This is a genomic window from Paraburkholderia sp. FW306-2-2C-D06C, assembly GCF_058781505.1.
In genome coordinates, this window is record NZ_JBYSWU010000006.1 from 72,053 (window position 1) to 93,478 (window position 21,426).

A 21,426-nucleotide genomic window follows, 5' to 3' on the forward strand; every position below is an offset into this window, starting at 1 on the left:
TCCGGGCTATTGTAAACGCAGTGCCGGATGCAAGGCTGTAAATGACGGTAACTTGGCCGACTGGCCAGGCAACCGCCTAGGCAACGGCCGTCCCGGCGAGTCCGAATATGCCGGCGAATGCCTGAGCGCACCTGCGCGCGCCGGAACGGGCGTACGAAGAATGCCCGCAGAATGCCTGCAGGCTATCGCGGCGATCAGAAAGCTTCATAGAGCAGGCCGGCTTGCCGGCCTTTATAATGGCGCCCTGATACCCAACTACAGTTTCAGCTCAAGTCGCGCGGCCTCGCATGGGCGAGCCCGGCGCCGTATAAGGATTTCGATCATGCCCGCATCTTCCACGAAACACGCCAAGGTTCTGATTCTCGGTTCCGGTCCCGCCGGCTATACGGCTGCGGTCTACGCGGCGCGTGCCAACCTGTCGCCGGTGCTCATCACGGGTCTGGCCCAGGGCGGCCAGCTGATGACCACGACCGACGTCGAAAACTGGCCGGCCGACGCCAACGGCGTGCAAGGCCCGGAACTGATGACGCGCTTTCTGGAGCACGCCGAGCGCTTCAACACCGAAGTCATCTTCGACCACATCCATACGGCCAAGCTGGATGAGAAGCCGATCCGCCTGATCGGCGATTCGGGCGAGTACACCTGCGACTCGCTGATCATCTCGACCGGCGCGTCGGCGCAGTATCTCGGCCTGCCGTCCGAAGAAGCGTTTATGGGCAAAGGCGTGTCGGCCTGCGCCACCTGCGACGGTTTCTTCTACAAGCAACAACATGTGGCCGTGATCGGCGGCGGCAATACCGCGGTCGAGGAAGCCCTCTATCTTTCGGGCATCGCCAAAAAGGTGACCGTGATCCATCGCCGCGACAAGTTCCGCGCCGAGCCGATCCTGATCGACCGTCTGCTTGCGAAGGAAAAAGAAGGCGTGGTGGAAATCAAGTGGAACCACACGCTCGACGAAGTGACCGGCGATCAATCCGGCGTGACCGGCCTGCGCATCAAGCACACGCAGACCGGCGACACCACCGACATCGCCTTGCAGGGCCTGTTCGTCGCGATCGGCCATAAGCCGAACACGGACATTTTTGCAGGCCAGCTGGAGATGAAGAACGGCTACATCATCACCAAGGGCGGCCTGAACGGCTTTGCAACGGCCACCAGCGTGCCGGGCGTGTTCGCCGCGGGCGACGTGCAGGATCACGTCTATCGTCAGGCGATCACCAGCGCGGGCACCGGCTGTATGGCCGCGCTCGACGCGCAACGCTATCTGGAAACCATCGACGGGATCGGCGAGCACGTGATGAGCGCGGAAGCCGAGCGCTGATCCGCGACGGTAAAATAGCGGTTGGGCGTGGCCCGGCCGCTCGCTGTATCGAAAAGGCCGCGGCTGACAAGCCAGCGGCCTTTTTTGCGTCCTTCGCTTTGCGTCCGCTGCTTTGCGCTTGCTGCTCTGCGTCCTTTGTGCCTTGCTGCTGAACCGACGCACCGCGACACGGTTCAAAGCGAGTGCGGCGTTGCGTGATCGATCTACTTTTCCGCGTGTATTAGCGATATGCCGAAGAATCAGCCTCATCCGAGCGAACCGAAACGCCCGCGTGCCGTTGCCAGGCCCGAGGTGGCTGCGCCCAGCCCGGCCGCGCCCGTCGTCACACCGAAGCTCGACCCCGCAGCGGGTCTTGCCGGGCTCGGCGCGCTGCGCGACGCATTGAAGGGCGAGGCGCAACGGCGTGAAAGCGAACGCGCGGCAGTCGCGGCGGCGCAACGCGAGGCCTCCGCGGACGCCGATCTGTTTCGCCGCGAGATCGGTGCGGTTGCGCCGTTAGCCGCGCCGCCGCGCGCTACGCTACCGCGCAATCCGCCGTCGCCGATGCCGGTTCAAACCAGACTCGACGAAGAAGCCGTACTGCACGAAGCGATCTCCGATGAGTTCGACCCCGAAGTGCTGCTCGAAACCGACGAGACGCTGTCTTATTGCCGGCCAGGCGTGAGTCAGGACGTCGTGCGGAAACTGCGGCGCGGCGATTGGATCGTGCAGGCGCAAATCGATCTGCACGGCATGCGGCGCGAGGAAGCGCGCGAGGCGCTGGCCGAATTCATTCGCGAATCGGTGAAGCGCGGCTTGCGGTGTTTGCGCGTGATTCACGGCAAGGGCTTGGGGTCGGTCGGTAAAGAGCCGGTGCTGAAGGGCAAGGTACGGGCGTGGCTCGTGCAGAAAGCCGAGGTGATCGCGTTCTGTCAGGCGCGCCCTCACGACGGCGGCGCGGGCGCGGTGGTCGTGCTGCTACAGCCGGGCGCATCGCCGGCTCACGCCAGGTCCTGACGGAGTCCCGATGATCCATCCGAGGCTGACGCTCGCGCTGACCATCATGGAGGCGCTGGCTATTTTCGCGTACGCGATTTCCGGTTTCATCGAAGCGAGGACGCGACGACTCGATGCAGTGGGGACTTTTCTGGTGGCGATCGCCACGGCCTTCGGCGGCGGGACGTTGCGCGACGTGCTGCTGGAGCGCCGGCCCTTTTATTGGGTCGAGCATCAGGATTATCTGATCGCCATTTTTGTGATGTCGCTGTTTGCGCCGACGTTGCTGAAGATGACTTCGCGGTTGTTGTCTGAACGTGTGCTGCTGATTGCCGATGCGGTCGGGCTTGGGTTGTTCAGTATCGCGGGGACCTCGATCGCGCATGACGCGCAGATGCCGTGGTTCACGTCCGTGATGATGGGGGTGCTGACCGGCGTGTTCGGTGGCGTGATCCGCGACGTGCTCTGCAATGAAGTGCCGCTTATTTTGCGCGATTCGCGGCCGTATGCGACTTGTGCTTTTGTCGGGTGCTGGTTGTATGTGGCGCTTGATTACGTCAATCTCGATACGGTTTATAGCGTGCTGATCGCTACCGGGTTTATTTTGCTCGCCAGATTGGTGACGTTCAGGTTCGATGTGCGGTTGCCGCACTGATTCTTGTTTGCCTACGGCGCGGCAAAGTCTTCGCGCTGCGGGGGCCGTCGGCGGCGCCCCGGCGAAGCGCCGCGCAGAAAACGACTTCGCCGGTGTCGATTTCTCCCCGCGTCATTCGTCGTCGGATAAAGCGGCCCTGCCGGCGGCCGTTACTCCCGCCGTTACTCCTGCTCAATCGAAAAGGTGATCACGATGACTCTGAAGCTCTACGCCCACCCGTTCTCGTCGTACTCCCAAAAGGTCCTGATCGCGCTGTACGAAAACGGCGCGGCATTCGATTTTCGCGTTCTGTCGCACGACGACCCGCAAATCATGGCCGAATTCGCGGCACTGTGGCCGCTCAAGCGCTTTCCCGTGCTCGTCGACGCCGGCCGCACCGTGACGGAAGCCACCACCATCATCGAATACCTCGGCCTGTATCATCCCGGCCCCGTGGCGCTGCTTCCAGCGAGCCCCCGCGCCGCGCTCGAAGTCCGCAGCATGGATCGCTTGTTCGACAACTACATTTCGACACCGCAGCAAAAGATCGTCTACGACAGTCTGCGGCCTGAGACGGAGCGTGACGTCCGCGGCGTCGCCGACGCACGCGCGATGCTCGATACGGCCTACGGCTGGCTCGACAAAACCATGGCGGAACGCGAATGGGCCGCCGGCGACACGTTCAGCCTCGCCGACTGCAGTGCCGCCCCCTCCCTGTTTTATGCCGACTGGACGCATCGCATCGGCCCAGCGTTCCCTCACGTGCTCGCCTACCGGCAACGACTGCTGGCGCGCCCGTCATTTGCGCGCGCCGTCGACGAAGCACGCCCCTATCGCCCGCTATTCCCGCTCGGCGCACCCGATCGGGATTGACCACATCGAACCGACCGCGCGCTTCCGGTGCGCCGCCCCGCGCGCCAGCATGGACGCGACAGGGACCCAAGCGCGGACGCAACCGCGGACGCAAACGCGGACCCAACCGCGGACCCAAGCGCGGACCCAACCGCGGACGCATCGGCTTGCGCGGCTTGCCACAACAATCCTGTCAACCTATACACTTCAATTCGAAAACACCTTCCGCCAATCACTGACAAGGCATAGATATGGACCGTTTCGAGGCGATGGAGATATTTACGCGTGTGGTCGACGCCAACAGCTTCTCCAAAGTATCCGAATCGCTCGACCTGCCCCGCGCCAAAGTAAGCCGCACGATCCAGGCACTGGAAGAACACGTCGGCGTACGGCTCCTGAACCGTTCGACGCGCCAGGTCAGCGTCACCGAAGACGGCGCGCTGTTTTATGAGCGATGCGTGCGCATCCTCGCCGAAGTCGCCGACGCGGAGTCTTCGCTGTCGAACAAGCGAGAAAACCCGAGCGGCACGATTCGCGTCGATACGTCCGGCACGCTCGCCCGCGTACTGCTGCTTCCCGCGCTCGACGATTTCTACCGGCAATACCCCGAGATCGACGTGCGGCTCGGGCTGGCGGACCGCAATATCGACCTGATTCAGGACGGCGTGGACTGCGTGATCCGCATGGGTACGCCGGAGGAGTCGAGTCTCGTGGCGCGGCGCATCGGCAACGCGCGGATCGTCACCTGCGCGTCGCCCGCCTATCTGGACAAATACGGCACGCCGACCACGCTGGAAGAGCTCAGCGAGCATCGCGCGGTCAACTACGTTTCCGCGCGCAGCGGCAAGACCTTCCCGTTCGAGTATCAAGTCGGCGGCGAGCTCGTTAAGGTCACGATGAAAAGCGTGCTGGCCGTGAACGACGGTACGGTCTACATGTGCGCGGGCGCGCTCGGACACGGCATCATCCAGCCGTCGCGCTTCATGGTCGCCGATCTGATCGAACAAGGCGCGCTGCAGGAGATACTCACGTCGTACGCCAGTCCGCCCACGCCGCTGTCGATTCTCTACGCGCATCGCCGTAATCTGAGCTCACGGCTGCGCGCGTTCATCGACTGGGTGACCGAACTGGCGCGCAACAATCCGGACCTGCGCAGCGCCGACGAGCACTAGCAAACCAAAGAAAAAGCCCCACACGTTTCACGACGCGTGGGGCTTTTTCAAACCGGATCGCTCAGCCAACCGCCTGTTGTCAGGCAAGCCGCTCTTCGTTGGCGGGATCGAACAGCACCGCCTTCGACGCATCGAACAACAGCGTCGTGTTCGACAACGGCTGCGGATTCGAAGCCGGGTGCACCCGGCTCACGATGCGCTTGCCGTTGACCTGCGCGAACACCAGCGTGTCCGGGCCGGTCGGCTCGATCACGTCGACCTTCACTTCGATCGGCTGCAACTTCGCGTGGTCGCCATGCGCGCCGCGCGCGTCGGTGATCCGCTCCGGGCGCAAGCCGAGGATCACGTCGCGCCCAAGATGCGACTTCACCTTCGCGGAGTCGAAAGGCAGGTTCAGGACATTGCGCGCCACGCCCGTATCCAGCTCGATGCCGACGCCCGCGCCCTGCTCCACCAGCGTGCCCTGAATGAAGTTCATCGGCGGCGCGCCGATGAAGCCGGCCACGAACAGATTCGATGGCGAGTCGTAAATTTCTTGCGGCGCGCCGAACTGCTGGACGATACCGTCTTTCATCACCGCGATGCGGTCGCCGAGCGTCATCGCTTCGATCTGATCGTGCGTCACGTAGACGATCGTCGTGCCGAGGCGTTGATGCAGCAGCTTGATTTCCGAACGCATCTCGATACGCAGTTTCGCGTCCAGATTCGACAGCGGTTCGTCGAACAGGAACATCACCGGATCGCGCGCCAATGCACGGCCCATCGCCACGCGCTGACGCTGGCCGCCGGACAGCTGGCCCGGCTTGCGGTCCAGCAGATGTGTGATCTGCAGCGTGTTCGACACACGATCGACGATCTGCGACTGTTCGTTCTTCGGCACCTTGCGGATGTTCAGCCCGAACGAGATGTTCTCGCGCACTGTCATCGACGGATACAGCGCGTACGACTGGAACACCATCGCGATGTCGCGATCTTTCGGCGACAGGTTGTTCACCGTCTTGCCGTCGATCTGGATCTCGCCCTTGGTCACGGTCTCGAGGCCGGCGATCATGTTGAGCAGCGTCGACTTCCCGCAGCCCGAGCCGCCGACGAGAATCAGGAACTGGCCGTCTTCGATGTCGATATTGACACCCTTCAGAACCGGCACCCCATTCGGGTAAGTCTTGTACACGTCACGGATGGAAAGGCTTGCCATGCTGTGAATCCTCTTGTCTCTGGTACTGCTTGAAAACGTCTTGTCGGGTAACGGCGGCGCTTCGCCGAGGAAACGCCGCCGCGCTCGGATGGTTTAAGCCCTTAGCCCTTGACCGCGCCCGCCGTCAGGCCGCGCACGAAATAGCGTCCGGCGATGATGTACACGAGCAAGGTCGGCAAGGCGGCGATGATCGCGCCGGCCATGTCCACGTTGTATTCCTTCACGCCGGTCGAGGTGTTCACGAGGTTGTTCAGCGCCACCGTGATCGGCATCGAATCGACGCCGGAGAACACAATCCCGAACAGGAAGTCATTCCAGATCTGCGTGAATTGCCAGATCAGGCACACCATGAAGATCGGCAGCGACACCGGCAGCAGAATCTTCGTGAAGATCGTGAAGAACCCGGCGCCATCAATGCGCGCGGCCTTCACGAGTTCAGCCGGCACGCTCACGTAGAAGTTGCGGAAGAACATCGTGGTGAAGGCGATACCGTAGATCACGTGCACCACCACCAGACCGGTTATCGAATTCGACAGGCCGAGCAAGCCTTCGAAGCGCGCCATCGGCAGCAGGATCGCCTGGAACGGAATGAAGCAGCCCACCAGCAGCATCGTGAAGATCGGATCGGCGCCGCGGAAACGCCAGTGCGTGAGCACATAACCGTTGAACGCGCCGACGATCGACGAGATCAGCACGGCCGGAATCACCATGCGCACCGAGTTCATGAAGAACGGCTGCATGCCGTCGCAACGCACGCCCGTACAGGCGCCGCTCCACGCCTTGATCCACGGATCGACGGTCCAGTGCGACGGCGGCGTGAGCAGGTTGCCGGTGCGCAGCTGGTCGATGTCCTTGAACGACGTGGACAGCATCACGTACAGCGGAAACAGGAAATACAGGGCAAACAGAACCAAGGCCGCGTAAATGACGGCACGGCTGATCGTCATCTTAGGCTGCATTGCGGGTGCTCCTCGATTCCAGATACATCAGCGGCACGAGCACGGCCACGACGGTGGCGAGCATCATTATCGACGATGCCGCGCCGACGCCCAGCTGCCCGCGATTGAACGAAAACGTGTACATGAAAATAGCCGGCAGCGAAGACGACGTACCCGGCCCGCCCGCCGTCAACGCGACGACGAGGTCGAAGGTCTTGATCGTGATGTGGCAGAGAATCAGCAGTACGGAGAAGAATACCGGACGCATGCTCGGAATCACGATCTTGCGATAGATGGTCGGCAAGCTCGCGCCGTCCATCTGCGCAGCCTTAAAAATTTCCGCGTCGACGCCGCGCAAACCGGCGAGGAACAACGCCATCACGAAGCCGGTGGATTGCCACACGGCCGCGACCACGACGCAGAAAATCGCCTTGTCCGGATCACCCAGCCAGCTGAACGAGAAGCTCGTCCAGCCCCAGTCGTGGAAGACTTTTTCGAGGCCGATGCTCGGCGTCATGATCCATTGCCAGGCCGTACCCGTCACGATGAACGACAGCGCCATCGGATACAGGAACACGGCGCGCAGCGCGCCTTCATTGCGGATCTGCTGATCGAGCAGGATGGCGAGGAACAGACCCAGGCCGATACAGATACCGATGAACGGAATACCGAACCAGCCGAGGTTCGCGGCGGAGGTCCAGAACACATCGTTATCGAACAGTTCGCGATAACGGTCGAGACCGACAAATTCATAGCGTGGCATCAGTCGCGAATTGGACAACGACAGATAGCCGGTAATGGCGATGAAGCCGTACACGAAGATCAGGCTGATCACGACGCTGGGTGCGAGCACCAGCTTCGGAATCCAGCGATCGGCAAGGGCCGCCATCGGCGACGCGCGGCGGGTCACGGAGGCCGTGTTTTTCCCGTTTCCGCTGGTAGAAGCAGTCACTACTCGACTCCTGCTGAAACTGTACCGCCGGGGCGCTCACGCCAGGACAACGCGCGGCCGCAACGGCATGGGTGTGACTCTATGAAACCAGGGGTGAAGTTTCCTGCCCGATGTAACGCAACCGCTGCAGGCGATCCGAAGAGCGCGCCCGGCGCCCGCTCACTGGACAGCCGGGCGTGCCGCTTCGTCTACTTCACTTACTTGGTCTTCGCTGCCTTCGCGAGCGCTGCGACCGCGGTCTTCGAATCCTGCTGCGAGTTCATGAACTTCGTGACCACGTCCGAGATCGCGCCGGCTGCTGCATCCGGTTGCGCCATGCCATGTGCCAGCGAAGGCACATAGCCGCCCGCTTTGATCGCCACCTGTTCATCCGCATACGACTTCTTCGCGCAGTCGTCGAACTTGGCCATCGACACGCCCAGACGGACCGGGATGGAACCCTTGTTCAGGCTGAACTGTTCCTGGAAGTCCGGCGACATGATCGTCTTGGCCAGCGCGAGTTGACCCGGCGTTGCCGTCTTCTGGCCCTTCTGCTGGAAGAACACGAACGAGTCGACGTTGAACGTGTACGACTTTTCCGTACCCGGCACGGCGGCGCACACGTAGTCCGAGCCCGACTTCTTGCTGGCGTTGGCGAATTCGCCCTTCGCCCAGTCGCCCATGAACTGCATGCCGGCCTTGCCGTTGATGACCATGGCCGTGGCCAGGTTCCAGTCACGGCCCGTGCGGCCCGCGTCGAAGTAACCCTGGATCTTGCGGACCGTGTCGAACACGCCGACCATCTTGTCCGAGGTCAGCGTCTTTTCGTCGAGGTCAACCAGCGCCTTCCTGTAGAAATCGGCGCCTTGCGACAGCACCACGTCTTCCCACAGCGTCAGGTCCTGCCACGGTTGACCGCCCATCGCGATCGGCTGGATGCCGGCGGCTTTCATCTTGTCGGCCACGGCGAAGAATTCAGGCCACGTGGTCGGCGCCTTGCCGCCTGCCTTGTCCAGTGCTGCCTTGTTGATGTACAGCCAGTTCACGCGGTGCACCGAGAACGGCGCGCCGACATAGTGACCGTCCGCGTGCATGATCTTGTCGATTTCCGGCGGCAGGTTCTTCTTCCAGTCGCCCGCGCCCGCGTCGACCGGCACCAGCACGCCTTGCGAAGCCCAGTCCTGGATCAGCGGACCCTTGATCTGCGCAGCGCTCGGCGCGTTGCCCGAGATCACCTGCGTCTTGAGTGCCGTCATGGCAGCCGCACCTGCGCCGCCAGCAACCGCGAAGTCCTTCCACGTGTAGCCTTGCTTCGTCATGTCGTCCTTGAGGACGCCGACAGCTTTCGATTCGCCGCCCGAAGTCCACCAGTGCAACACTTCGACCGACTCGGCAGCCTGCACGGCCGACACGCCACACATCAGACCCGCGGCGCACAAAGCGCCCATGATCGCGCGAAATTTCATTGCTTATCTCCTCCAGACACCTGAACAAAAAACAAATGGCCCCTGATGTCGCCAGGGTGCTGTGGTTGGTTCAAACAGGCAAAACACTGGGCGATCGAGCACGGTCGGGCGCATGCGCGAAGCATGGGCCGGCGGACCGGGGTTCGGCCGCTGGAAGCTCAAGAGATGAGTGGTTCGGGATGCAACTGACTGTCTCCTCTTTTGATTTTTGCCTGCCCGCGTCGCGCGCGGCACAGACTCGAGGTGCCTCGCACGCTAACCGGTCAATCGCCTGACAACCGCCCTGCCAGCCATTTAACCGTCCGGCTTTCCGTAAGGGCCGCCGGGCCATGCTGGCACGTGCCGACACGCAATGTCCGTTAACATGCAGGGGACGCCTGCCGATTCGGGAAAACGCGCATCTAGCCTGACAGCGCACGCTTTTTTCATCGAATTAGCGCTACCTCTTGATTTGGATTGTAGTTAAACTACAATTCAGTGTCAAAAAAAATTTTATCGGACTACGGTCGCCCTTTCCGGTCACCACGGCGGCCCCAGGACATCGACGGAGACTCATGCAAACCGATTCAAGTTTCACCTTCGTTCTCTTCGGCGGAACCGGCGATCTGTCGATGCGCAAGATCCTCCCCGCTCTGTTTGAAGCACACCGTGCAGGCGGCATGCTGGCTGCCAGCGGCAAGATCGTCGCAGTGGCGCGGCATGTGTCCGATCGCGCCGGGTACCTCGAATGGGTCAATGAGCACGTCAAGCCGCACGTGTCGAAGAACGGTGTGGATGAGGCCGCGTGGGCGAGCTTTTTGCAGCGCATCGAGTTCGCGAAGATCGATCTGGGCAATCCGGAAGACTTTGCGCTGCTGCGCGACGCCGTCAAGGACCTGCCCGGCATTCGCGTGTTCTATCTGGCAACCGGTCCGTCGCTGTTCGTGCCGATCTGCCGCGCGCTCGCTTCGGTGGGGCTGAACCAGAATGCGCGCATCGTGCTCGAAAAGCCGCTCGGCTACGACCTGAAGTCATCCAACGCGATCAACGACGCGGTCGGCGAAATCTTCGCTGAAGAGCAGATCTACCGGATCGACCACTACCTCGGAAAAGAGCCGGTGCAGAACCTGCTCGCGCTGCGCTTCGGCAATGCGCTGTTCGAACCGCTGTGGCGCCGCGAATGGGTCGAAAGCATCCAGATCACGATCGCCGAAGAACTCGGCGTCGAAGCGCGCGGCGACTTCTACGACAACACCGGCGCATTGCGCGACATGGTGCAGAACCATTTGCTGCAACTGCTTTCGATCGTCGCGATGGAACCGCCCCACTCGATGGACTCCGATTCGGTGCGCGACGAAAAGCTGCGCGTGCTGCGTGCGTTGAAGCCGATCGATCCAGGCGAGATCAGCAAGGTCGCGGTGCGCGGCCAGTATCATGCGGGCGTGATTCGCGGCACCTCGGTGCCGGCTTACGCGACCGAGCCGGGCGTGAAGCCGGACAGCACGACTGAAACCTTCGTTGCCTTGAAGGTCGAGATCGAAAACTGGCGCTGGGCCGGCGTGCCGTTCTTCCTGCGCACCGGCAAACGGCTCGCGGATCGCGTCGCCGAGATCGTGGTGAATTTTCGTGCGGTGCCGCATTCGGCGCTGGGCGCGTCGGCGTTGCGCGCCGGCGCCAATCGTCTCGTGATCCGCTTGCAGCCGAACGAAACCATTCGCCTCTACTGCCTCGCAAAGCAGCCTGGCGAAGGCATGAATCTCGCCAGCGTCCACCTCGACCTCGCGTTCGACCAGTTCTTCCGCGAAGGGCAGATGGAGGCGTATCAGCGTCTGTTGCTCGACGTGATCAACGGGCGCCTCGCGCTGTTTGTGCGGCGCGACGAGCAGGAAGCCGCATGGCGCTGGGTCGAACCGATCCTCAACGAATGGGCGGCGTCGAACAAGCCGCCCAAGCCGTATGCGTCAGGTACGTGGGGACCGGCGGCCGCGAGCGCGATGCTGGCGCAGCACGGCACCTGCTGGCTCGAAGAAGAGAATTGAAGCACGGCGGCGTGCCGTGCTCGATCGAACACGGCGCATCGCCCGTAAGACCTACCGACGAACGAACGGAATGGCGCCGGTATCTCGAGGGCGCCTGCGAGTCATCCACCTTGCAGGCGCCTTCGCGGGAGCAGCACGGCACATTCCGCAGATCTAACAAGAAAGCAGCACGGAGGAGAAGTGATCGAGCTTCACGCTTTCGACGATCAACGCGCCCAATCCGACGCGTTGGCGAAGGCGGTTGGCGACGCGTTACATGCGTCGCTCGCCGCACGGGTGGCCGCGGCCGCGGCCGGCACGTCCACTAGCGCGCGCCCTGCAACGCTTGCAGTGTCCGGCGGCACCAGTCCGCGGCCGTTCCTGCAGACGTTGTCCACGCAACCCTTCGACTGGGCGCGCATTGCCGTGACGCTGGTCGACGACCGCTGGGTGCCGGAAACGGACAGCGCGAGCAATGCGCAACTCGTGCGCGACACGCTGTCGCAGAACGCCGCGAAAACCGCCGCTTTCTGGCCGCTGGTCGACACCGCGCAAGACCTGAATGCGCACATCGCCGCGCTGAACGCCGACCCGCGCTTCAGCGCCGTGCCGGACGTCGCGATTCTCGGCATGGGCGAAGACGGTCACACCGCGTCGATTTTCGCGGATGCGCCCGAATGGGATCACGCGATCAGCACCAACGAACGCTTCGTTGCCGTGCATCCCGGCGCCGCGCCGCATGCGCGCGTGAGCTGGTCGCTGTCCGCGTTGAAAGAAGTCAAGCACCTGTATCTGCTGATCGCCGGACCGCGCAAGCTGGACGTGCTGAATGCCGCCGCCGCTGCGCCACAAAAAAATGCCATCTCGAAGTTGGCAAACGACAAGGGAGTGAGACTCGATGTCTACTGGTGTGCAAACTAAGGCTGTTCCGGGCGCGGGCCAGCACGCCGATGGACCGAGGCTACTGGCCGACATCGGCGGCACCAATGCGCGTTTCGCGCTCGAGACCGGCCCGGGCGAGATCACGTCCGTGCATGTCTATCCGTGCGCGGACTATCCGGGCGTCGCCGAAGTCATCAAGAAGTACCTGAAGGATACGAAGATCGGCCGCGTGAATCATGCGGCAATTGCGATTGCGAACCCGGTCGACGGCGATCAGGTGAGCATGACGAATCACGACTGGAGCTTTTCGATCGAAGCGACGCGCCGCGCGCTCGGCTTCGACACGCTGCTGGTCGTGAACGACTTTACCGCGCTGGCGATGGCGCTGCCGGGACTCACCGACACGCAACGCGTGCAGGTGGGCGGCGGCACGCGCCGTCCGAACAGCGTGATCGGCTTGCTCGGCCCGGGCACCGGCATGGGCGTCTCCGGCCTGATTCCCGCCGACGACCGCTGGATCGCGCTCGGCAGTGAAGGCGGCCATGCCACGTTCGCACCGGCCGACGAACGCGAAGACATCGTGCTGCACTACGCGCGCAAGAAGTGGCCGCACGTGTCGTTCGAACGCGTGGCGGCGGGCCCCGGCATCGAAGTGATCTACCGTGCGCTGGCGGGCCGCGACAAGAAGCGCGTGGCCGCGAACGTCGGCACGGGCGAGATCGTCAAGCGCGCGCTGGAGGGCGAGCCGCTGGCGGCGGAATCGGTCGATGTGTTCTGCGGGATTCTCGGCACCTTCGCCGGCAATATCGCGGTGACGCTCGGCGCGCTAGGCGGGATCTACATCGGCGGCGGTGTGGTGCCGCGGCTTGGCGAATTCTTCGCGCGTTCGTCGTTCCGCAAGCGCTTTGAAGCGAAGGGCCGCTTCGAGGCGTATCTGCAGAACGTGCCGACCTACGTGATTACCGCCGAGTACCCGGCGTTTCTCGGCGTCTCCGCGATTCTCGCGGAGCAGCTGTCGAACCGCGCGGGCGGCAGCTCGTCGGCCGTGTTCGAACGGATTCGCCAGATGCGCGATGCGTTGACGCCGGCCGAGCGCCGCGTGGCCGATCTCGCGTTGAATCATCCGCGCTCGATCATCAACGATCCGATTGTCGATATCGCGCGCAAGGCCGACGTGAGTCAGCCGACGGTGATCCGCTTTTGCCGCTCGCTGGGCTGCCAGGGGTTGTCGGATTTCAAGCTGAAGCTGGCGACGGGTTTGACCGGCACGATTCCGGTCAGTCATAGCCAAGTGCACCTGGGCGATACCGCGACGGACTTCGGCGCGAAGGTGCTAGACAACACCGTGTCGGCGATTTTGCAGTTGCGCGAGCATCTGAATTTCGAGCATGTCGAGCGCGCGATCGATCTGTTGAACGGCGCGCGGCGCATCGAGTTCTATGGGCTCGGCAATTCGAACATCGTCGCGCAGGATGCGCATTACAAGTTTTTCCGGTTCGGCATTCCGACCATTGCCTATGGCGATCTGTATATGCAGGCGGCGTCTGCTGCTTTGCTCGGCAAGGGCGACGTGATCGTGGCTGTGTCGAAGTCGGGACGTGCGCCTGAACTGCTGCGTGTTCTGGATGTCGCCATGCAGGCTGGAGCCAAGGTCATTGCTATTACTTCCAGCAATACGCCTCTGGCCAAGCGGGCCACCGTCGCGTTGGAGACCGATCACATCGAGATTCGCGAGTCGCAGTTGTCGATGATTTCGCGGATTTTGCATCTCGTCATGATCGATATTCTCGCCGTTGGCGTGGCGATTCGGCGCGCTGTGCCTAGCGCGGATGTGGCTGAAACAATCGCCAGGGCACGGCAGGGCGCCGATGACGATGCTTCGGCTGTGCTGGACTGGTTAAGCCATGGGGCGGCTTCTTCGGCACGGGATTGAGGTTGGGGTTCTGCCTTTGGCGGCGGTTTGGGATTGCGTGCCTACGGCGGCGGCTTGAGCGCACCGCGCGCCGCACGCCCGAACCGCAACGCGTCCCTAATCGTTGCCGGCCGTCTCCGACAAACGCTTGAGCGTCGCAACCCGCGCGCCAATGATGTCGATGCGGCCACGCTCGTCGACCAACGGCGTGGTGGCATTGAGATACGCCGTCCACGCTTTCTGCGCGCGCACCAGGGTCGGCCGCGCGTGCGCCGGCATCTTCGCTTGCAAGCGGCGGTAGTAACGGTTCAGATCGAACATCGCATGTTCGCAATGCGCATCCGCGGTACAGGCGCGCGGACGGCGCGGCGGATCGCCGCCGGCGCTGATCCTCGCCGCCGCGCTGCGCAGCGCCAGCGCCCGGTCGCGCACCGGCTGCAACTGCATATCGGCTTCGGCGAGCACATACATCGTACCGCGCGTCGTCGCGAACACGTCGGCCAGCAACTGCTTCTCGGCGTCGCGTGAGGCCTGCCAGCTCGCCTGGCTCTTTTCCCACTGCTTGCGCCGCGCAGGCGGCAACTTCGGCTGAAGCTGCTGCCACGCGTTGTCCAACGCGGCCTTCCAGCCGATCCGCGCGTTGTCCATGCACTGCACCTGCCCCGCCGTCGACGACATGTCGCTGCGCGCGAGACATGTGCGCATCGCCGCGTCGATCGGATCGGCAGCGCCGACTTCGGCATGCGCCGCCGAGGGCGCTACACCGAGCGCGGCGCCGAACATCGCGCCAAGCACGGCCGCCGACGTCAAAGCCAGCGCGCAGCGCGCGCGCCGCCAGCCGTCGGCACCCAGCAGGGACTTCACCGTCCACATCGTCAGGCGCGCACGCAATCGACGAAGTATTCGATGCGCCCGTTGATCATTTCGCCGACAAGCCCGTGGATGTCCGTGTGGAACCCCGGGAAACGTTCGTTGAATTCGCGCGCGAAGCGCAGATAGTTGACGATGGTCCTGTTAAAGCGCTCGCCTGGAATCAGCAACGGAATGCCCGGCGGATACGGCGTCAACAGAATCGACGTCACGCGGCCTTCGAGTTCGTCGATCGGTACCCGGTCGATCTCGCGATGGGCGAGCTTGGCGAACGCGTCGGACGGCTTCATCGCCGGTTCCATGCTCGACAGGTACATCTCGGTGGTCAAACGCGCAATGTCGTTCGCGCGATAGACGCTGTGAATCTGCTCGCACAGATCGCGCAGGCCGACCCGCTCGTACATCGGATGATGCGCGACGAACTCGGGCAGCACGCGCCACAGCGGCTGGTTGTTGTCGTAGTCGTCCTTGAACTGCTGCAGTTCGGTGACCATCGAGTTCCAGCGGCCCTTCGTGATGCCGATCGTGAACATGATGAAGAACGAGTACAAGCCGGTCTTCTCGACGATGATGCCGTGCTCGGCCAGATACTTCGTGACGATCGCTGCCGGAATGCCCGACTCGCCGAAACCGCCGTCCATATCCAGACCCGGCGTGACGATGGTCGCCTTGATCGGGTCGAGCATGTTGAAGCCTTCGGCGAGCGTGCCGAAACCGTGCCACGCATCGTTCGGGCGCAGCATCCAGTCTTCGCGTGAACCGATACCTTCGTCGGCGAACTGGTCTGGGCCCCACACCTTGAAGAACCAGTCGTCGCCGTATTCGGCGTCGACCTTGCTCATCGCACGGCGGAAGTCGAGCGCTTCGGCAATCGACTCTTCGACCAAAGCGGTGCCGCCCGGCGCTTCCATCATCGCCGCGGCCACGTCGCACGACGCGATGATCGCGTACTGCGGGCTTGTCGACGTGTGCATCAGATACGCTTCGTTGAAGCGGTGCTTGTCGAAGCGGCTGTTCTTCGAGTCCTGCACGACGATCTGCGACGCCTGCGAAATGCCGGCCAGCAGCTTGTGCGTGGAGTGCGTGGCGAACACCATCGCGCCGATGCGCGGACGGCCCGCGCCGATCGCGTGCATGTCCTGGTAGAACTCGTGGAACTCGGCGTGCGGCAGCCACGCTTCGTCGAAGTGCAGCGTGTCGAGCAGATCGCCGAGCATGTCCTTGATCATCTCGACGTTGTAGATCACGCCGTCGTAGGTGCTCTGCGTGATCGTCAGAATGCGCGGCTTGAGATTCGGGTTCTTCGCCAGCGCCTCACGCGCGAACGGATTCGCCTCGATCTTCCTGCGGATGTTTTCCGGCTCGAATTCGCTGCGCGGAATCGGGCCGATGATGCCGAAATTGTTGCGCGTCGGCGTGAGGAACACCGGAATCGCGCCGGTCATCGTGATCGCGTGCAGGATCGACTTGTGGCAGTTGCGGTCCACCAGCACGATGTCGCCCGGCGCAACCGTGCCGTGCCAGACGATCTTGTTCGAGGTCGACGTGCCGTTGGTGACGAAGAACACGTGATCGGCGCTGAAGATGCGCGCGGCGTTGCGCTCGGACGCGGCTACCGGCCCCGTGTGATCGAGCAGCTGGCCGAGTTCGTCGACGGCGTTGCAGACGTCGGCGCGCAGCATGTTCTCGCCGAAGAACTGATGGAACATCTGGCCGAGCGGACTCTTCAGGAACGCGACGCCGCCCGAGTGCCCCGGGCAATGCCACGAGTACGAACCCTCGTCCGCGTACTGCACCAGTTCCTTGAAGAACGGCGGCGCGAGCGAATCCAGATACACCTTGGTCTCGCGGATGATGTGGCGCGCGACGAACTCCGGCGTGTCCTCGAACATGTGAATGAAGCCGTGCAGTTCGCGCAGGATGTCGTTCGGGAGGTGGCGCGAGGTGCGCGTTTCGCCGTACAGGAAGATCGGAATGTCCGCGTTGCGGCGGCGCACTTCGGTCACGAACGCACGCAGCGCGACGATCGCGGCGGCCAGTTCCGGCGTTTCGCCTTCCACCACGACGTTATCGACGTACGGCAGCAGTTCGTCGTCGTCGATCGACAGGATGAAGCACGACGCGCGGCTCGATTGCTGCGCGAACGAAGTCAGATCGCCATAGCTCGTCAACCCGAGCACTTCCGCGCCTTCTTTCTCGATTGCTTCGGCCAAGGCCCGGATGCCGGAACCCGAGATGTTCTCGGAGCGGAAATCTTCGTCGATGATGACGACGGGAAAACGAAACTTCATGGGCGATTCTCCAAAAAGAACGACCGCTGCGCTTTGTAAAGTGCAACGGTCACCCGAATAGCTAGTGGGTCAGTGCGCTGCCGACGTCACGTTTTAGGCAACGTGACGCCGTGCTGACCTTGATATTTGCCGCCGCGATCCGCGTACGACGTCTCGCAAATCTCGTCGCTTTCGAAAAACAGCACCTGCGCGACGCCTTCGTTCGCGTAGATTTTCGCAGGCAAAGGTGTCGTATTTGAGAATTCGAGCGTGACGTGCCCTTCCCATTCCGGTTCAAACGGCGTCACGTTGACGATGATTCCGCAACGCGCATACGTGGATTTGCCCAGACACACGGTCAGGACGCTGCGTGGAATGCGGAAATACTCGACCGTGCGGGCCAGCGCGAACGAATTCGGCGGGATGATGCAGACGTCGCCCTTGAAATCGACAAACGACTTCTCGTCGAAGTTCTTCGGATCGACGATGGTCGAGTTGATGTTGGTGAAGATCTTGAATTCGTCGGCGCAGCGAATGTCGTAGCCGTAGCTCGAGGTGCCGTAGCTGACGATCTTCCGGCCGTCTTCGGAGACGCGGATCTGATCGGGCACGAACGGCTCGATCATCTTGTGCGACTCGGCCATGCGCCGGATCCACTTGTCGGATTTGATGGTCATAGGTGAACGCTGCTCGACGTGAGTGACAGATGTGTGACGGGTAACAACCCGGTATCGGGACCGGGCAACGGGTTCGGCTAAGTGTCGGGTAGCGGCCTGAGCGGCGCGCCGCCTTGGCGGGCCGCCACGGGGGACTGTGCGTGCTGACCAGGCTTCCCGGGCCAGGCGTCCCCAACCAGGCGTTCCGGACCAGGCACCCCCGACCAGGCGTCCCCGACTGGGCGTCCCCGACGAAAGGCGCTTATTTTACGCGATCGTGAGAATGCTGCTGCGGGTAGGGTTTGAGAGCGGTCTGCGACACCTGCACGCACCTCTGCTTGCGCGGCAGCTAGCGGCCAGGTGTATGCAGATGGGACACGCGCTGCGCCCCGCCGTCACTGGCGAATCGAACCGCATGCGAGCGCCGGGCCCGCGCCATGCTGCGGATAGGCATACGGATCGGTAGCGTCGTGATGCAGCAGCACAGCGCGTTGCAACACCGAGCGGATACCGTCGAGCGACACATCCGGCGCGACGATGAAACCCGCGGCCACGCCGTTCGCGTCCGCATGAATGTTGCCGAGATCGCCCTCGACCCGCGCGCCCGCCTTCAGACGCTCGGCTGCCGGCGAGAACACCTGGCCGGCGCTGGAGCCGTCCGCGGCATTGCAGTCGCCGCGTTCATGCACTTGCAACGCGTGGTCGCTATTGGGCGGCAAGCCCGTGAGGTTGTAGGTGACCTGTACGCCGTCCGAGCGCTCGATGAACGTCACGAGCCCGCGCGCCTGATTGCCCACGGTGGGCAGCAACTGCGCGTCGGCGCGCTTTTCCTGTGGCCTCAGGAAGACGCTGCAGCCGCATAACAGCACACTGCTGGCAGCCAGTACGATGAACGCATGCACCGCCTGTCCGTCGATTCGTTTTCCCATGCGATCCTCTTGTCGGCCCTGCGGCCGCCGGGCCGAACTTGTGAAGTCGACATGATACCGCGAGAGCAGGCCCAAATTGACGCCTTGCGCCCTCGTCTGAATGGCAGCTCAGGTGTTCTGCACGACGATGTTGGGAAACTTCGAAGTCATGTCGCGCGCCCGCTCGGCGATATGGACCGCGACCTTGCGCGCGATCGACCGGTAGATCTCCGCGATACGCCCTTCCGGCTCGGCTACGACGCTCGGCCGGCCCGAATCGGCCTGCTCGCGAATCGCGATATCGAGCGGCAGGCTGCCGAGCACCTCGACGCCATATTCCTTCGCCATCCGCTCGCCGCCGCCGGCGCCGAAGATAGGCTCTTCGTGACCGCAATTCGAGCAGATATGCATACCCATGTTTTCGACGATACCGAGGATCGGAATGCCGACCTTCTCGAACATCTTGAGACCCTTCTTGGCGTCGAGCAGCGCGATGTCCTGCGGCGTCGTGACGATCACGGCGCCCGTCACCGGCACGCGTTGCGACAAGGTCAGCTGAATGTCGCCGGTGCCCGGCGGCATGTCGACGATCAGGTAGTCGAGATCTTGCCAGTTGGTCTGCCGCAGCAGTTGCTCGAGCGCGGAAGTGGCCATCGGGCCGCGCCACACCATCGGGTTGTCCTGCTCGATCAGAAAGCCGATCGAGTTGGCCTGCAGGCCGTGGCCGATCATCGGGTTCATCGACTTGTCGTCGGGCGACTCGGGACGGCCCACGATGCCGAGCATCATCGGCAGCGACGGACCGTAGATGTCGGCATCCAGCACGCCGACCGACGCGCCTTCGCTCGCCAGCGCCAGCGCCAGGTTCACGGCGGTCGTGCTCTTGCCGACCCCGCCCTTGCCCGACGCCACCGCAACGATATTCTTAACGTTCGGCAATAGCTTCACGCCGCGTTGCACGGCATGCGCGGCGACTTGCTGGGACACCTGGACACGCGCGTTGGCTACGCCGGGCACGGCTCGCAGCGCGTCGGCGAACTGTGTGCGGATGGCTTCGAACTGGCGCGCGGCCGGATAGCCGAGTACCACGTCGACGCTAACCGTGTCTCCCTCCACAACCACGTTCTTGATGTTCTTGGCGGCCGCGTACGGTCGGCCGGTATTGGGGTCAGCGACGGCCGCGAGGGCAGCGTCGACCAAAGCCCGATCGATACTCATTGACACTCCGTGGGGAACGCTTGCGGCGCGGCGGAATCGAAGTCTCGGCCACACGCCGGAATTTGAAAAAAATTGTTAGACAGCATTGCGAAAACCAGGTATGCCGGGCACCCTTCGGGCAGGCGGAACGCCATGGGGTCGCATCGCTGCGTACTTCTGTCATCATTGTAGTGGTTGGCGCCAAGCCTTGCCGGAAGACCCTTCTTCGCTGTCGGACCGCTTTACTCGCTTCACTCAAGAAAGGAATCAAAATGAATGCAAAAATCATGACTCGCCTGGCCGTGTTCGCCGTCGCCGGTTCGTTGCTGGCTGGCTGCGCGACCCAACAAGGCACCAACACGGCGGTCGGTACGGGCGTGGGCGCCGGCACCGGCGCGGCGCTTGGCGCGATCTTCGGCGGCGGCAAGGGCGCGGCGATCGGCGCGGGCGTCGGCGCGGCGGTCGGCGGCATCACCGGCTACAACTGGCAGGCGATTCATAACAAGCTGTCGGGCGCCACCAAGGGCACCGGCACACAGATCACCGAGCAGCCGGACGGTTCGCTCAAGCTGAACATCCCGAGCTCGGTCACCTTCGACACCAATAGCTACGCGGTCAAGCCGTCGTTCGCGCCAGTGCTGGATCAGCTGACGCAGACCATGACCCAGAATCCGGAACTGATCGCCCAGGTGGTCGGCCACACGGACAGCACCGGCCAGCCGGCTTACAACCAGACGCTGTCGGTCAACCGCGCTGAAAGCGTGACGGGCTACCTGGGGCAGCGCGGCATCTCGCCGCAACGCCTGTCGGCACAAGGCATGGGCCAGACCCAGCCGATCGCCGACAACAACACCGAAGCCGGCCGCGCGGCAAACCGTCGTGTGGAAATCTATCTGCGCGCCACGGCACAGCACGCGACGCAATAAGGACAAGACTCGAGGGGATGGATCAGCCGGGCGCCGGGCCCCTCCCCTTTACCGTGAATCGGCCGGTGTCCGGAGCGCCGCAGGAGTCTGACGAACGGGTTTCCGCACGAGGTCGAAAAAAATTTCGAACTCTGCCGGAAATCCGTTGTCTCTCTTTACGGTACGTGGCTGGCTATGCCGCTGCGTCACCATTCTCCTCTTGTCGTTGTTGCTCCGGGGTTAGCAGCCCCGGTTTTTTTTGGGCGCGCGGTTTGTACCCGCGGTGTGTACCGCTTCTGCACCGTCCCGCCCGGCAGCAGCGCGGCCCCAGCCCAGCCGGCCCGT

Annotated in this window: 18 protein-coding genes; 9 read left to right on the forward strand and 9 right to left on the reverse strand. The window is 63.1% G+C overall.

The features are described from left to right. Positions 1-322 precede the first annotated feature (322 nt). From trxB to AC3WLT_RS06420, 5 genes are all read left to right on the forward strand, one after another. Positions 323-1,321 carry a thioredoxin-disulfide reductase gene (gene trxB / locus AC3WLT_RS06400; RefSeq protein WP_492591065.1) on the forward strand — a complete coding sequence of 333 codons (999 nt, stop codon included), beginning with the start codon at positions 323-325 and terminating at the stop codon, positions 1,319-1,321. 228 nt (positions 1,322-1,549) lie between these two features. Then, positions 1,550-2,317 (forward strand): Smr/MutS family protein, encoded by a 768-nt coding sequence (locus AC3WLT_RS06405; protein WP_492591066.1) that lies wholly within the window; start codon positions 1,550-1,552, stop codon positions 2,315-2,317. Between the two features lie 10 nt (positions 2,318-2,327). Beyond that, on the forward strand, positions 2,328-2,951 hold the full coding sequence (locus tag AC3WLT_RS06410) for a trimeric intracellular cation channel family protein (protein ID WP_492591067.1): 624 nt from the start codon (positions 2,328-2,330) through the stop codon (positions 2,949-2,951). A 192-nt stretch (positions 2,952-3,143) separates the two neighbouring features. After that, positions 3,144-3,803 (forward strand): glutathione S-transferase family protein, encoded by a 660-nt coding sequence (locus AC3WLT_RS06415; RefSeq protein WP_492591068.1) that lies wholly within the window; start codon positions 3,144-3,146, stop codon positions 3,801-3,803. Positions 3,804-4,033: 230 nt separating this feature from the next. Beyond that, a complete protein-coding gene (locus tag AC3WLT_RS06420) occupies positions 4,034-4,954 on the forward strand; it encodes a LysR family transcriptional regulator (protein ID WP_492591069.1) in 921 nt (306 codons plus the stop codon). Between the two features lie 79 nt (positions 4,955-5,033). On the opposite strand, the gene AC3WLT_RS06425 is transcribed toward AC3WLT_RS06420, so the two are convergent. The 4 genes from AC3WLT_RS06425 to AC3WLT_RS06440 form a co-directional block, all read right to left on the reverse strand. After that, positions 5,034-6,149: an ABC transporter ATP-binding protein gene (locus tag AC3WLT_RS06425; RefSeq protein WP_492591070.1), complete on the reverse strand. Its 1,116-nt coding sequence runs from the start codon at positions 6,147-6,149 to the stop codon at positions 5,034-5,036. 101 nt (positions 6,150-6,250) lie between these two features. Continuing rightward, positions 6,251-7,108 (reverse strand): carbohydrate ABC transporter permease, encoded by an 858-nt coding sequence (locus AC3WLT_RS06430; protein ID WP_492591071.1) that lies wholly within the window; start codon positions 7,106-7,108, stop codon positions 6,251-6,253. Continuing rightward, positions 7,098-8,039: a carbohydrate ABC transporter permease gene (locus AC3WLT_RS06435; protein WP_492591072.1), complete on the reverse strand. Its 942-nt coding sequence runs from the start codon at positions 8,037-8,039 to the stop codon at positions 7,098-7,100. The genes AC3WLT_RS06430 and AC3WLT_RS06435 overlap by 11 nt, the downstream gene beginning before the upstream one ends. Positions 8,040-8,236: 197 nt before the next feature. Continuing rightward, entirely contained in the window at positions 8,237-9,484 is a 1,248-nt protein-coding gene (locus tag AC3WLT_RS06440) for an ABC transporter substrate-binding protein (RefSeq protein WP_492591073.1), read from the reverse strand. 554 nt (positions 9,485-10,038) lie between these two features. Between AC3WLT_RS06440 and zwf the strand changes: the two genes are divergently transcribed. The 3 genes from zwf to AC3WLT_RS06455 all read left to right on the forward strand — a co-directional run bounded on the left by zwf (position 10,039) and on the right by AC3WLT_RS06455 (position 14,296). Next, positions 10,039-11,502, forward strand: coding sequence for a glucose-6-phosphate dehydrogenase (gene zwf / locus AC3WLT_RS06445; RefSeq protein WP_492591074.1), 1,464 nt, complete (start codon positions 10,039-10,041; stop codon positions 11,500-11,502). Between the two features lie 180 nt (positions 11,503-11,682). Continuing rightward, positions 11,683-12,402, forward strand: a complete 720-nt coding sequence (gene pgl / locus AC3WLT_RS06450) for a 6-phosphogluconolactonase (RefSeq protein WP_492591075.1) — start codon at positions 11,683-11,685, stop codon at positions 12,400-12,402. Beyond that, entirely contained in the window at positions 12,380-14,296 is a 1,917-nt protein-coding gene (locus AC3WLT_RS06455; protein ID WP_492591076.1) for a bifunctional transcriptional regulator/glucokinase, read from the forward strand. Before pgl ends, AC3WLT_RS06455 begins: the two co-directional genes overlap by 23 nt. 96 nt (positions 14,297-14,392) lie before the next feature. On the opposite strand, the gene AC3WLT_RS06460 is transcribed toward AC3WLT_RS06455, so the two are convergent. The 5 genes from AC3WLT_RS06460 to apbC all read right to left on the reverse strand — a co-directional run bounded on the left by AC3WLT_RS06460 (position 14,393) and on the right by apbC (position 20,197). After that, positions 14,393-15,148, reverse strand: coding sequence for a lysozyme inhibitor LprI family protein (locus AC3WLT_RS06460; protein ID WP_492591077.1), 756 nt, complete (start codon positions 15,146-15,148; stop codon positions 14,393-14,395). A 2-nt stretch (positions 15,149-15,150) separates the two neighbouring features. Continuing rightward, positions 15,151-17,436, reverse strand: coding sequence for an Orn/Lys/Arg family decarboxylase (locus tag AC3WLT_RS06465; protein WP_492591078.1), 2,286 nt, complete (start codon positions 17,434-17,436; stop codon positions 15,151-15,153). Between the two features lie 86 nt (positions 17,437-17,522). After that, a complete protein-coding gene (gene dcd / locus AC3WLT_RS06470; protein WP_013338490.1) occupies positions 17,523-18,092 on the reverse strand; it encodes a dCTP deaminase in 570 nt (189 codons plus the stop codon). Positions 18,093-18,466: 374 nt separating this feature from the next. Continuing rightward, complete coding sequence (locus AC3WLT_RS06475) at positions 18,467-19,000, reverse strand: superoxide dismutase family protein (RefSeq protein ID WP_492591079.1); 534 nt, start codon at positions 18,998-19,000, stop codon at positions 18,467-18,469. Positions 19,001-19,108: 108 nt separating this feature from the next. Continuing rightward, positions 19,109-20,197 (reverse strand): iron-sulfur cluster carrier protein ApbC, encoded by a 1,089-nt coding sequence (gene apbC, locus AC3WLT_RS06480; RefSeq protein ID WP_492591080.1) that lies wholly within the window; start codon positions 20,195-20,197, stop codon positions 19,109-19,111. A 251-nt stretch (positions 20,198-20,448) separates the two neighbouring features. Here apbC and AC3WLT_RS06485 point away from each other — a divergent pair, with 251 nt between their 5' ends. Then, positions 20,449-21,102: a YiaD family glycine zipper/OmpA-like lipoprotein gene (locus AC3WLT_RS06485; protein ID WP_492591081.1), complete on the forward strand. Its 654-nt coding sequence runs from the start codon at positions 20,449-20,451 to the stop codon at positions 21,100-21,102. The last annotated feature ends 324 nt before the right edge of the window (positions 21,103-21,426 follow it).